This is a genomic window from Parendozoicomonas haliclonae (assembly GCF_900174585.1).
Taxonomy (GTDB): Bacteria; Pseudomonadota; Gammaproteobacteria; order Pseudomonadales; family Endozoicomonadaceae; genus Sansalvadorimonas; species Sansalvadorimonas haliclonae.
Window position 1 is genome coordinate 60,403 of sequence record NZ_FWPT01000007.1, and the last position, 13,459, is coordinate 73,861.

The 13,459-nt window shown below is 52.3% G+C and carries 11 protein-coding genes and 4 tRNA genes; 3 read left to right on the forward strand and 12 right to left on the reverse strand.

The annotated features are described in order from the left end of the window. Positions 1-124: 124 nt before the first annotated feature. The 8 genes from EHSB41UT_RS15200 to bamJ form a co-directional block, all read right to left on the reverse strand. Positions 125-211, reverse strand: a tRNA-Leu gene (locus EHSB41UT_RS15200). Positions 212-289: 78 nt separating this feature from the next. After that, positions 290-363: transfer RNA gene (locus EHSB41UT_RS15205), tRNA-Cys, on the reverse strand. A gap of 112 nt (positions 364-475) precedes the next feature. Then, positions 476-551 (reverse strand) — tRNA-Gly (locus EHSB41UT_RS15210). A gap of 26 nt (positions 552-577) precedes the next feature. Beyond that, positions 578-660 (reverse strand) — tRNA-Gly (locus tag EHSB41UT_RS15215). A gap of 86 nt (positions 661-746) precedes the next feature. Further along, complete coding sequence (pgsA, locus tag EHSB41UT_RS15220) at positions 747-1,313, reverse strand: CDP-diacylglycerol--glycerol-3-phosphate 3-phosphatidyltransferase (protein ID WP_087111344.1); 567 nt, start codon at positions 1,311-1,313, stop codon at positions 747-749. A gap of 128 nt (positions 1,314-1,441) precedes the next feature. Beyond that, complete coding sequence (uvrC, locus tag EHSB41UT_RS15225; RefSeq protein WP_087111345.1) at positions 1,442-3,274, reverse strand: excinuclease ABC subunit UvrC; 1,833 nt, start codon at positions 3,272-3,274, stop codon at positions 1,442-1,444. A 112-nt stretch (positions 3,275-3,386) separates the two neighbouring features. Further along, positions 3,387-4,067 carry a response regulator gene (locus EHSB41UT_RS15230; protein ID WP_207626661.1) on the reverse strand — a complete coding sequence of 227 codons (681 nt, stop codon included), beginning with the start codon at positions 4,065-4,067 and terminating at the stop codon, positions 3,387-3,389. 321 nt (positions 4,068-4,388) lie between these two features. After that, positions 4,389-5,003 (reverse strand): BamJ family beta-barrel-assembly machinery protein, encoded by a 615-nt coding sequence (gene bamJ / locus EHSB41UT_RS15235; RefSeq protein ID WP_087111347.1) that lies wholly within the window; start codon positions 5,001-5,003, stop codon positions 4,389-4,391. Positions 5,004-5,162: 159 nt separating this feature from the next. Between bamJ and EHSB41UT_RS15240 the strand changes: the two genes are divergently transcribed. Next, on the forward strand, positions 5,163-6,107 hold the full coding sequence (locus EHSB41UT_RS15240) for a hypothetical protein (protein ID WP_087111349.1): 945 nt from the start codon (positions 5,163-5,165) through the stop codon (positions 6,105-6,107). Between the two features lie 59 nt (positions 6,108-6,166). On the opposite strand, the gene EHSB41UT_RS15245 is transcribed toward EHSB41UT_RS15240, so the two are convergent. Beyond that, positions 6,167-7,096, reverse strand: a complete 930-nt coding sequence (locus EHSB41UT_RS15245; protein WP_087111351.1) for an electron transfer flavoprotein subunit alpha/FixB family protein — start codon at positions 7,094-7,096, stop codon at positions 6,167-6,169. After that, positions 7,096-7,845 (reverse strand): electron transfer flavoprotein subunit beta/FixA family protein, encoded by a 750-nt coding sequence (locus EHSB41UT_RS15250; RefSeq protein ID WP_087111353.1) that lies wholly within the window; start codon positions 7,843-7,845, stop codon positions 7,096-7,098. The genes EHSB41UT_RS15245 and EHSB41UT_RS15250 overlap by 1 nt, the downstream gene beginning before the upstream one ends. Before the next feature lie 386 nt (positions 7,846-8,231). On the opposite strand from EHSB41UT_RS15250, the gene EHSB41UT_RS15255 reads away from it, so the two are divergent. Then, the gene (locus tag EHSB41UT_RS15255; protein ID WP_087111355.1) at positions 8,232-9,884 is read left to right on the forward strand and encodes an electron transfer flavoprotein-ubiquinone oxidoreductase; all 1,653 of its coding nucleotides are present in this window, start codon (positions 8,232-8,234) and stop codon (positions 9,882-9,884) included. A gap of 76 nt (positions 9,885-9,960) precedes the next feature. On the opposite strand, the gene EHSB41UT_RS15260 is transcribed toward EHSB41UT_RS15255, so the two are convergent. Together EHSB41UT_RS15260 and EHSB41UT_RS15265 are read right to left on the reverse strand one after the other, a co-directional pair. After that, positions 9,961-10,878: a helix-turn-helix domain-containing protein gene (locus tag EHSB41UT_RS15260; RefSeq protein ID WP_087111357.1), complete on the reverse strand. Its 918-nt coding sequence runs from the start codon at positions 10,876-10,878 to the stop codon at positions 9,961-9,963. A gap of 29 nt (positions 10,879-10,907) precedes the next feature. Next, positions 10,908-11,819, reverse strand: coding sequence for an oxidoreductase (locus tag EHSB41UT_RS15265; RefSeq protein ID WP_165767283.1), 912 nt, complete (start codon positions 11,817-11,819; stop codon positions 10,908-10,910). Between the two features lie 222 nt (positions 11,820-12,041). On the opposite strand from EHSB41UT_RS15265, the gene EHSB41UT_RS15270 reads away from it, so the two are divergent. Further along, positions 12,042-13,376: a hypothetical protein gene (locus tag EHSB41UT_RS15270; RefSeq protein WP_087111361.1), complete on the forward strand. Its 1,335-nt coding sequence runs from the start codon at positions 12,042-12,044 to the stop codon at positions 13,374-13,376. Positions 13,377-13,459: the final 83 nt, after the last annotated feature.

A 13,459-nucleotide genomic window follows, 5' to 3' on the forward strand; every position in this document is an offset into this window, starting at 1 on the left:
AACCCACTCTAAAGTGGGCTTTTTTATGTCTCCAGAAACTACTGGATATTAGGAAGCGGTATTAGGAAATATTAGGAAATCAGTTTTCTCTAATATTCAAACAACTGTAACCACTTGATTTTATTGGTGCCCGAGGCCGGAATCGAACCGGCACGACCCGAAAGTCGAGAGATTTTAAGTCTCTTGTGTCTACCAATTTCACCACTCGGGCTACAGGGATTAATTAATAATGCACCTGTAAAAAATCATCGCAGTGTATTCACGTAAGCTTCAACACTGCGATGATATTTGGAGGCGAGTACCGGAGTCGAACCGGTCTATATGGAGTTGCAGTCCACTGCATAACCGCTTTGCTAACTCGCCTTTAACTTTTCCAACTCTACCAGAGCTTTGGTGGAGTTTAAATCTGGATCGGGAAACGAGACTCGCATCTTTTATGAAGCGACGACCCCAACCTTCTCGCAGATCTTCAAACTGGAGCGGGAAACGAGACTCGAACTCGCGACCCCAACCTTGGCAAGGTTGTGCTCTACCAACTGAGCTATTCCCGCACTGTGTTTTTAGTGTGCTTTCAGCACATGGGAAACGAGACTCACTCTCTTAACCCCTGGCGACCCCAACCTTGGCAAGGTTGTGCTCTACCAACTGAGCTATTCCCGCTTTTCCTCTGAGACCAGCGCCTCAGGAACGCTGGCTATTTTATGGAAACCGTCTTTTTTGTCAATACATTGAAATATAAAGACTTTTTATTTTGTGTCTTTTTTGAACGGCGTGAGATCAGGCCAGGCCGCCCGCAGGTACACAAACATGGACCAAATGGTCAAAACTGCAGCAATCGCCAGCAAAATCGAGCCACTGATTCCAGCCAGCCCTTCATCCATCTGCTGAGCCAGCAGCAGTAAGGTAATGGAGGACATTTGCGCAGCGGTTTTCAGCTTACCGATAAAGCTGACGGCCACACTGGTGCGCTTGCCCAGCTCTGCCATCCACTCCCGCAGAGCGGAAATCACGATCTCACGGCCAATAATTATCAGGCCGGGCACGGTCATCATTGGGTTATCAAACTTTTCGATCAGAATGGCCAGCGCCACCGCAACCATCACCTTGTCGGCAACCGGGTCGAGGAACGCACCAAAGGGTGTAGTCTGATTCCAGCGACGAGCCAGGTAACCATCAAACCAGTCGGTAAACGAGGCCACCATAAAAATAATGGCAGCAACCCAGTTCATCCAGGCAAAGGGAAGATAGTGCACCACCACAATGACCGGGATGAGAAAGAGTCGAAGGGAGGTCAGTATGTTGGGGATATTCATGGCGTACGGCTAACCCTTATTCCCTGGCGCAAAAAACAAAACAGCGCCAGAGTCTATCAGGTCATCCGACGGATTGGCATAGCCCCGGAGCATATCAACCCGGGGAAAACCGGAAAACACCATTCCCTTCACGATAAGGCATCCAGAATCTGCTGTGCCATCGCCCTGCTCACTCCCTGCACCTTGGCAATTTCCTCTACGGTGGACTCTCGAATCGCCTTCACACTTCCGAAGAAAGACAGCAGAGCTGCACGGCGCTTGGCACCCACGCCCGGTATATCTTCCAATTGCGAGCGAGTACGCTTTTTATCTCGCCGGTTACGATGTCCGGTAATGGCAAAGCGGTGGGATTCATCCCGTACCTGCTGAACCAGATGCAGACCGGGCGTGCCACCATCCAACGCATATTCACGACCGGTATGACCATTGATCAACACTTCCAGCCCCGGCTTACGGGTTTCGCCCTTGGCCACGCCATAAACCGTCACATGCTCCAGCTGCAGGCCGCGCATAATCTCCATCGCCTTACTGAGCTGTCCCTTGCCACCATCAATAAGTAGTAGATCAGGCAACACCCCGCCCTCATCCAGCACCCGACAGTAACGACGCTCTACCGCCTGGGCCATGGCCGCATAATCATCCCCCGGGATGATGCCTTTTATATTGAAGCGGCGATAATCGCTTTTACGGGCACCCTGCTGATCAAAAACCACACAGGATGCAACTGTGCCCTCACCCATGGTATGGCTGATATCGAAGCACTCAATGCGCTCAGGCATACTCTCCAGCTCCAGCGACTGCTGAAGGGACAGAAAACGCTCATAGATGTTACGGCGATCGGCCAGATGGGTATTGAGGGTATGGCGGGCATTACGCTCCGCCAGGGCCAGCCAATCCTTACGCTCACCGCGCACGTTATGACGCAGCTTAACGGTGCGACCGACTACGGTACGAATGGCCTCTGCAAGTGCCTCATGGCCGGGAATCGCCACCGGCAGAATAATATCCCGGGGGAAATCCCGAGTATCCGCCAGACTGATATAAAACTGGCCAAGAAAGCTTTCCAGATTTTCAGCCAGATCACCCTCGGTAAACTCCGGAAAGAAGTGCCGGGTTCCGAGAATACGGCCCTGCCGGACAAACATAACCTGTACACAGTTACCGCCGGGCTCACTGACGACACCAAACACATCGGCATCGCCAGATTCCACATCAATCACCTGCTTCTCCTGCACCTTACGCAGGTAATGGATGCTGTCGCGATAACCCGCTGCCACTTCAAACTCCAGATTCTCCGCTGCCGACTCCATACGCTTGATCAGGTCATATAGCAGCTGCTGGCTGCGCCCCTCGAGGAAATCCACCGAGTCCTTCACATCCTGCCGGTATTCATCATCACCCACGAGATCCACACACGGCGCCTTGCAGCGGTTAATCTGATACTGCAGGCATGGCCGGGTCCGGTTACGGAAGTAGGAATCCTCACATTGGCGGACCCGAAATACTTTCTGGAGCAGGATCAGACTCTCACGGGCTGAACCGGCACTAGGATAAGGCCCAAAGTAACGACCTTTTTTACGTTTCGTGCCCCGATGCAGAGAGAGCCGGGGCCACTCATCTTCAGAAAGAAAGATAAAGGGATAGGATTTATCATCGCGCAGCAGAATATTGTAAGGCGGACGGTTGGCCTTGATCAGGTTCTGCTCAAGGATCAGTGCCTCACTCTCACTGTTGGTGACAATGGTTTCAATATTATGGATACGTGCAACCAGTGCTTCTGTTTTTACGCTGCGACCCTGCGCGCGAAAATAACTGGCCAGACGGTTTTTCAAGGACTTGGCTTTGCCAACATAAAGAATCTTGCCGTCTTTACCCAGCATCCGGTAAACGCCCGGCTCCTGAGAGGCCGTCTGGAGGAACGCCTTATGATCAAAGGCACTGTCGGATTCGGAAGCAGGCATAACAAATAACCGCTGGGCTGGCACTGACAAGCGATATCAATACGACATCATAATGCCCCAAGGTTAACCCGCACGCTTATCAGGCGAAAGACCTTCGCCAGGAAATGCTCGATCAGGAATCAGCAGAAGCCAACGACGGCTCAACCGGTTGAGCCACATCTACCAGCCCATGCTGTATGGCGAGCCTGGCCAGCGCCACATCGCTTTTCACACCCAGCTTTTCAAAAATGCGGTAGCGATAGCTGTTCACGGTTTTGCCTTCAATGCCCATGGACGAGGCAATATCCGCCGTTTTATAACAATCGATCACCATATTGGCGACCTGAAATTCCTGAGGAGAAAGCTTATCGAAAGGATTGTCACTCACTGGATCAACAGATCCAACCGCCATTTCCTGAGCCACATCGGCACAGATAAAGCGACGTCCACGGGCGACTGATTCAAGACAGCGGGTCATTTCCGCAGGATCACCACCTTTGGTCAAATACCCCCAGGCGCCGGCTTCGAGAATCTTCTTGGCATGGACAAGATCATCCATGGCCGACAGGGCAACAATTTTGACTTCGGGACGACTGGCATGCATACGACGGGTGGCTTCCAACCCGCCCATACCGGGCATGCGGATATCCATTAACACGACATCGACAGGGTGATTGCGACAGAACTCGAGGGCCTCTTCGCCAGAGCAGACTTCACCAGCGACTTCGATATTGGCTACCTCTTTCAGCATCAAGGTGATGCCGTAGCGAACCAGATCATGGTCGTCTGCGACCAGCACACGAATAGGAACCACTGGCTACCCCGTTTATTCTTTTTAACTGCGAAGGCGTCCTGCCTGTTTTTTCTTTAGGAATGCCCTGTCAATACGAGAGAAAGTTTGACAGTGATCACAGGATAACATGTCCCTGTTGAAAAAGTACCCACTTTCCGCCAGACAAGCCGGAATAGACAGAAATATTTCCTTTACAGTCCACTCTTTGCCAGCTTAAAAATTCGAGTTTTATTAAACAGGTTGATCGTGTCGTTTTCCGAAAAGCGATTTAACAAGGGCAGAAAAAAAAGGGGAAAGACATTCATCTTTCCCCTTTCCGTTTCTCAGTGAAACAGCTGGCTATCAGGCAACGATATCCAGAACTTCGACTTCAAATACCAGCACGGAGTATGGAGGGATGGAACCCGCACCACGCTCACCGTAAGCCAGGTTGTGAGGAATGGTCAGCTTGAACTTGTCGCCAACATTCATCAGCTGCAGGGCTTCAACCCAACCGGCGATCACGCCAGTCACCGGGAAGGTGGCCGGGTCGTTACGCTGCACGGAGCTGTCAAATACAGAGCCGTCAATCAGGGTGCCGTGGTAGTGAACCTTAACGGTGTTGTCTTTGCCAACACGTTCGCCTTCACCCTTGGCCAGTACTTCGTACTGCAGACCGGAATCCGTCACGGTCACGCCTTCACGGGCTGCGTTTTCGTCCAGGAACGCCTGGCCGGCAGCAATAATTTCTGCGGATTGTGCTTCCTGCGCTTCCTGCATCTTCTGGGTAATCACCTGGAAGGCCGCATTGATATCTTCAACAGATACCGCAAATTCCTCACCCTGCAGGGAGTCAGCCAGACCTTGCTGAACGGCAGCAATATCCAGACCTTCAAAGGCCTGACGTGCCAGTTGATCACCCATCTGGCGGCCGATGCCGTAGCTGGCTTTCTGCTCTACAGTTTCGTAGTTAGACATCTATCACATTTCTTTTTTGGAGAATCCAGCGCGCAGTCTGCGTGAATTACACAACAAAAACAACTGACACCCCGGCTTACACACAACCCACAGAACGCTACCAGACTCCAGAAGAAAACCTTCTAGATTGAATAGACCTCTCTCTATGCCCGAGCCATCATGTCCCAGACTTACCACCACAAAGGATTCCGGGCAGCCATTCTCTGCCTGCTGTTCACAGTCGTAACCAATGGCTACACGGCCGATACCCATTGGCTCAGCGAGCCTCAAACCAAACTGCTCAATACTGCCCTGAAAACCGATTACACCGTCTCTCTAATGTCTGGTGAGGTCGATGGTGTGAAGCGCAATATCGTTCTTCTGGGTGAAATCCATATTAAAGGCGGGCTGGCCGATGCTGTAGGCCGTAGACTTTTGGAACTGTTTCCCTTGCGCGGCCTTGAATCTGTCCCCTCTGAAAGCCCTGCCGCAAAATTCCTGATGACACCAGCCAAAATAACCCTGAACAGCTCGGCAGCGATATTTGGCACCCTTCTGTGTAGAAATTATGATTCCACCATTGTCACCGCAGAGGACATCTGCTGTCTGGATAGTGATGACAGCGAGGCAGAAGGTAATCATCACTGTCAAAACCCGGCCATCAATCTTTATCTGGAACAGGGCAGTAGTCAGCTGGCGCATATTCTGGGCATCAATGCGGTTGCCGCAACCATAGCCACCCCCATCCTGGTCGCAGCCGCCAAATACAGTGGACTGGTTTCACCATCAACCTTAAGCCACCCGGTACCCTACTGGACAATAAAGTACCTGAACCTTAGCCAGCTAAGCCTGCTGGCAGACACCCTGCTGGATTGGCTGAACTTCCCGAATGCCGCAGAACATCTACGTACCTTTGCCGCCCCGGTGTTTCCGCTGCCGTATTACATCACCAGCTACCGCAACCGGATCATGGTGGACAATATCATTCAGGGGTTCAGGGACTACCCGGAGCAAGACACCATGCTGGTGATCGCGGGCATGGCACATCCGCCGGGCATGGCGCGACTGCTGGAGAAGAACTATGGCTTTGAGCAGGAAACGCTAAACAGCGAAGAGCCAGAATAAAAAGGCCCGCGCTGATTGCTCAGCGCGGGCCTTTCACAGGGCCGTATCAGCGGTTGAACTTAAACCTTACCGGTCAGCTCAGGTACCGCTTCAAACAGATCAGCGACCAGGCCGTAATCGGCAACCTGGAAGATCGGAGCCTCTTCATCCTTGTTGATGGCAACAATAATCTTGGACTCTTTCATACCCGCCAGATGCTGGATGGCACCGGAGATACCGACAGCCACATACAGCTCAGGAGCAACGATCTTACCGGTCTGACCAACCTGCATATCGTTTGGTACAAAGCCTGCATCAACAGCGGCACGGGAAGCACCCACCGCAGCACCCAGCTTGTCAGCCAGGCTGTAAAGGATTTCAAAGTTCTCGCCGTTACCCATACCGCGACCACCGGACACTACGATACCCGCAGCAGCCAGCTCAGGACGGTCGGACTTGGCCAGCTCTTCACCAACGAAGGCAGAGGTGCCAGCGTCGTGAGCAGCACCAACCTGCTCAACAGAGGCGGAACCACCGGTTTCGGCAGCCTTGTCGAAGGCGGTACCACGAACGGTGATCACCTTAACCGGTGCGGAGGACTGTACAGTCGCAATCGCGTTACCGGCATAGATAGGACGCTTGAAGGTATCAGCGCTCTCAACAGCAATAATGTCGGAGATCTGATCCACATCCAGCAGCGCAGCCACACGTGGCAGCACGTTCTTACCAGTGGTGGAAGCAGCAGCCAGAATATGGCTGTAGCCCTTGCCCAGCTCAGTGATCAGCAGGCTGAGGTTTTCGGCCAGCTGATGACCGTAAGCGGCATTATCAGCCACCAGAACCTTGCTCACACCATCAACCTGAGCGGCCTGCTCAGCTACGGCACCACAGCCTTCGCCGGCAACCAGCACATCAACATCACCACCAATGGCCTTGGCGGCAGAGACAACAGCCAGCGTCGCGGCATTCAGGCTGGCATTGTCGTGTTCAGCTAAAACCAGAATGCTCATCAGATCACCTTTGCCTCGTTCTTGAGTTTCTCAACCAGCTCATCCACGCTGCCGACCTTGATACCGGCAGAACGCTCAGCTGGCGCTTCCACTTTCAGCAGAGTCACGGAAGAAGCGACTTCAACACCCAGATCCGCAGGGGTCTTCACGTCCAGCGGCTTGCGCTTGGCCTTCATGATGTTAGGCAGGGAGGCGTAACGTGGCTCATTCAGACGCAGGTCGGTAGTGACTACGGCTGGCAGATTCAGGGCAACGGTCTGCAGACCGCCGTCGATTTCACGGGTGACACTCACTTTGCCGTCAGCCACTTTCACTTCGGAAGCGAAAGTACCCTGAGGCAGGCCGGTCAGAGCGGCAAACATCTGGCCGGTCTGGTTGTTGTCGCTGTCGATAGCCTGCTTACCGAGAATAACCAGATCAGGCTTCTCTTCGTCGTAAACAGCCTTGAGCAGCTTGGCCACGGCCAGAGAGTCGAGCTTATCTTCAGTTTCTACCTGAATGCCACGATCGGCACCCAGAGCAAGAGCGGTACGGATCTGTTCCTGGCAGGCTTTAGGGCCCATGGAAACCACAACGATTTCACTGGCAACACCCTGCTCTTTCAGGCGAACCGCTTCTTCAACAGCGATTTCACAGAACGGGTTGATAGCCATTTTTACGTTGGTCAGATCGACATCAGTGTTGTCAGACTTGACGCGTACCTTGACGTTGTAGTCGATAACGCGTTTGACAGCTACAAGAACCTTCATACGTTTGCAGCCTTCCTTTTGTTGGAGTGTTGGGCTGTAGCGGTTTGTGAGAACAACCTTCCGAAACCTCGCAGATAACGGAAAAACAGGCGGCTCTCACCCCCATGCGCCACCGAGTTTATCAGCAGCGCAATACGTATTCAAACGCGCGTTTGGACTATTTCCAAGGGGCATACCGGCCATAAATGGCACTTATATAGCAGCATGAACATTTCTGTAGGTAGATGCCGTTGGCACTTTCATTCACCGTCAGTATAATGCTCACAAAAAATTAAAACGGGCGTTTGAAACAGCTCCCTTTTTATTTATAACGAATTACAAAGCCGTGTGTTGCAGACTCCCCCGCAGTACTGCAACCTGCCGAACCCCCAAGCAGGAGGTCTGTCATGGAACGTGAAGCCATGGAATTTGATGTTGTCATCGTAGGTGGTGGTCCCTCCGGCCTGTCTGCCGCCTGCCGGCTGATGCAGCAGGCCCAGGAAAGCGGACAGGAGCTGAGCGTCTGTCTGGTTGAAAAAGGCTCCGAAGTGGGTGCCCATATTCTGTCTGGTGCTGTTTTTGAGCCTCGCGCCCTGAACGAACTGTTCCCGGACTGGAAAGAGAAAGGCGCACCACTGAACACGCCGGTGGAAGGGGATGAAATTTATTACCTGACCGGCGCCGACAAGGGCAAGCAGATCCCTCACGCCCTCACCCACAAAACCATGCACAACGAAGGCAACTACATTATCAGCCTTGGTAACCTGTGCCGCTGGCTGGGTGAGCAGGCCGAACAGCTGGGCGTGGAAATCTTCCCCGGCTTTGCTGCTCAGTCCCCACTGATTGAAGATGGCGTGGTCAAAGGTGTGATCACCGGTGATATGGGTGTCGGTGAGAACGGCGAAGAGAAAGACAGCTACATGCCAGGCATGGAGCTGCGCGCCAAGTACACCCTGTTTGCCGAAGGCTGCCGTGGCCACCTGGGTAAAGAGCTGATAAGCCAGTACCAGCTGGATGCCGGCAAGGATCCACAACACTACGGTATTGGCATTAAAGAGCTGTGGGACATCCCTGCCGAACAGCACAAGCAAGGCCTGGTTGTGCATACCGCGGGCTGGCCGCTGGCAGAAAGTGGCTCCATGGGTGGCAGCTTCCTATACCACATCGAAAACAATCAGGTGGTTGTTGGTCTGATCACCGACCTGAACTACAGCAACCCGCACCTGAGTCCGTTTGATGAGTTCCAGCGCCTGAAGCACAACCCGGTAATCAGCCAGTTCCTGGAAGGCGGCAAGCGTGTTTCCTACGGTGCCCGTGCCATCGCCAAAGGTGGCCTGCAGTCTCTGCCGAAAATGACCATGCCCGGCGGCCTGCTGATCGGCTGCGATGCCGGCACCCTGAACTACGCCAAAATCAAAGGCTCCCACACGGCCATGAAGTCCGGCATGCTGGCGGCTGAAGCGGTATTTGAAGCGATTAAGGGTGGCGATGAAGGCGGCAACGAGCTGACCAGCTTTACCACTGCCTTTGAAGGCTCCTGGCTGTACGAAGAACTGCATCAGCAGCGCAACTTCGGCCCACTGGTTCACAAATATGGCCCACTGCTGGGCGGCGGTCTGTCCTGGCTGGATCTGAACATCTTTAACGGCAAGCTGCCGTTTACTCTGCGCGACAGCACGCCTGACCACGCTCAGATGAAACCGGCTTCCGCCTGCGCCAAGATTGATTATCCGAAACCAGACGGCAAACTCAGCTTCGACAAGCTGACCTCTGTATTCCTCTCCAATACCAACCATGAGGAAGACCAGAAGTGCCATCTGCAGCTGAAAGATGCCGATCTGCCAATCCGTGACAACCTGCCCAAGTTCAACGAACCCGCCCAGCGCTACTGCCCGGCCGGTGTTTATGAAGTGGTAGAAAACGACGATGGCAGCCCACGCTTCCAGATCAACAGCCAGAACTGTGTTCACTGCAAGACCTGCGATATCAAGGATCCTGCCCAGAACATTACCTGGGTAACACCAGAAGGCGGCGGCGGCCCGAACTACCCGAACATGTAAGGGTATCCAAACAAATAAAGGCGAGCATGACTCGCCTTTACTTATTCCCCACTTAACAACCAAAAAACCAACAGTTTTATTGCAGCTTGCGAAAATCCTGCGGACTCATCGCCGTTTTCTTTTTAAAGATCCGACTGAAGTACTGCGGATATTCAAAACCTAACTGGTAAGCGATGGTCGACACACTGTCATTGGTGTTCAGCAGGCGGTATTTAGCCTTTTCCACCAGCTGCAGATGAATCAACTCCTGAGCACAGTTGCCGGTATACTTTCGCAACAGATCACTCATATAGTTGGGTGACATATTCATTTCCGCAGCGAGCTGCTTCACCGATGGCAATCCGGCCCCTGACAAAGAAGCCTGCTCAAGATGCTCATCCACCAGCGCTTTAAAACGTTCAACACTGTCCTGATAGTAGGGTTTACGGGTGAGGAACTGTCGATTGAAAAACCGATCGGTATAGGTCAGCAACAACTCAATACTGGACAGTAGAATACCAAGACTGAACTCATCCAGATTCTGCCGGGTTTCGCTGCGCACCTCATCCACCAGCCGATTCAATACCTGCTGTTCGCGCTCCGAGGCATGCAAGGCTTCACAGACATCATAAGAAAAGAAGCCATACTGCTGAATCCTTTGACCCAAAGGGTGCTGCAGCAATAAATCCGGATGAAAGATCAGCGACCAGCCTTCAAGATCTCCCGGCCGGTAAGCCTCATCCACCTGCATCACCTGCCCCGGCGCATAAGCCCCAATGACTCCACAAGCAAAGTCATACTGTCTGCGACCGTATCGCACCTGACAGGTGTTATTTCGCTTCAATACCAATTGGTAAAGGTTGCAGCAGATTCTGGCATTCCGATAACTCTCCGGCACATGGGTATCCGCCAGATTCATAACATGAATCAGCGGATGATCAGGGGCTTTTCCCGAAGTTATTTGCACAGCGTCGGTCACGCTATCGAACACAATCAAATCAGACACATCAGACATAGCCACGATTCTTATTTTGAGAACCCCGATCAGGCCGGGGATAAAAACAACAGACCAAGAATCTTTTCAGTCGTTTCCCACAAACGCTTACGCTGAAGGCTATCCTCAGCCGCTTTCGGCAAAGAGTTCCGACCAGGATAACCGCGCCAGTTATTCATTCGCATGGGGCCAATATACTCGCCGCCCACCAGACTTTCATCCGTAGCCGCCATCAGAGTGGGCAAAGCCCCCATAACAGGCTTCTGGGCCAGCAATGCATTCATGATGATGCCGGTGACTCCCATAGTACGTTGCAGATTGGTAGCGGTATAACCCGGATGCGCAGCAAGAGCGATCACCTTGCTGCCAGCCTTTTTCAAACGCTCCTGCAGCTCTGCCGCAATCATGCTGTTTGCCAGCTTACTCTGGGAATAAGCCGCCATACCATCGAATGACTTTTCAAAATTCAAGTCTTGATAGTAGATATCAGCCTGCTTCATCTTGGCAACAAGACTACTTAAATATACGACACGAGGGCTGTGCGCCTGCTCAAGCAGCGGCAGGATTCCCGCCGTCAAAGCAAAATGACCCAGATGATTGGTAGCCCACATCAGCTCATAGCCTTCAACAGACTCCTGGCGATCCCCAAAATTCATAACCCCGGCATTGTTGATCAGCACATCAATCGGCAAGGCCCAATCCTTCAGCTGCTGAACGCAACTGGCCACAGAGGCCGAATCAGAAAGATCCAGCTGGATGAGACGGGTTTCCGCTCCCGGAACAACGCTGTCGATCAAACGCTGAGCCCGCTGTCCCTTTTCAAGATCCCGCACCGCAAGAATAACTTCCGCTCCCTTACCGGCCAGCACCTTTGCTGCTTCCAGACCAATGCCGCTATTTGCGCCCGTTATCAAAAAGCGCTTACCCGACTGATTGCCGATATGATCACTGTTCCACTTCATGGTCATGCCCTTTTATTTTTGTGAATAACAGGTTTGATTATGAAGCGAAACAACTAACGGCCCGTAATACGATTCCCTGAAGCTTGTATACAGATTACAGACGACACTCAACACACCGATTTAGCACCAAAGCTCCAAGTACGACATACCCTGAAACCTTGTCTATATTCGCACCACCGTGCATTACCGTAGTTTCAACATAACTCACAATAATGGTCACTTATGGCTCGGCATTACCGCCCTGTAAATATTGCATCCAACATCATTGCAACCTCGGCATTGTTAATGCTCAGTCTGAGCAGCCCTGCGGTTATCATCAAACTGTATGTCAATAACCAGCCAAGCGGATACTCCATTGACGTCAAGGCCGGAGGCGAGAAAACAACCTTTAATCGTAATCAGCAGCCCGAGGATAGCGACGACACCGAACTACTCGATTGGCTGGTTGGTCACTTCTCCGAAGATGAGCGCAATGGCTTCGATGAACCCGATGATGACAACCCAGTTCTTGGTGAAAACACCACGAACAACATCTACCGCTTTGCCCGCGCATTGCACAAGGGTGATCGCCTGGTGCGATTAGGTGACGAAGACCTCAATATGAAAAAGCTGTTTGTAAATGAACAGCCACCGCAACTCTATTTCCACAAGCAAGGCCTCAATCATTTTTCCAGCTTTGAAGGTGATGTACAGGTTGACCCCATTAGCAAAAACGAGATCAGGGCGGATGACCGAAGAGCGACAACGAATGCACTCATCGTGATACGCCAGCGCCTTTACCCTACGCCGACAGCCGACGCGACACCCGATCTTAAACCAGCCGCAGTCGTTGAATATGCCTTTACCCGCACGACCGGCGACGATGTCTTCCCAGCCTATATCAACATCTACAGACCGGAATCGGTAGGCGGCCTTAGCACAAGACTCAACTACATGCGCACAGCAGGTTCTGCAGCCCTGTTCCAGAATCAACTTACTGGCCATATCTCCCTTGTGGACAGTACGATCAATGAAGATTTCTGGCTCCCCCACGAACAACTGCAATCAGGTTTAGACATCATTGATCGAAGCCTTCTGTTTGGACTGGGAGCCGCTGCCCTGCCCTATATTGGCTCTGGGCTCATCCATATGGCAGGAGCAACCCCAATGACCATTGAAGGTCTTTCAACCACACTCAGCTCACTGAATATCTGGAAGGATGCAGCCTCGCACGCTTATGCCACGGTTCCTTTGAGACTGTCATGCCTGCTCGCTCGCGGGGCCAGTACGGCCACGACACACTATTGTCGAAAAATCAATGACGAAGCTCGGCCCGTGGTCTTTACCAAAGATCTGGTGGCCTACACCCTGCAACACAACCATAATAAAGGCGCAAAGGAAGTCCATTCCATCTCCCCGTTTCGCTCAGCCTTCTGTTTCACTTCAAGCCCGCAAGTCATCAATACTGAAATTCGCACACGGAAAAGTCAGCCAGAAGCTGTTCAGGGTGCCAGCCACAACTATACCTCTCTGGCAAACTTCCAGCCCATCCACTCAGTTTTGAGAAAAAGAAAATAACGGCTGAACAGAAAGCGTTAACCACTCGTTTTTTCTTAAGCAATGGCACTAAGGCACCAAGTGCGACAACCCCAAAAACCTTG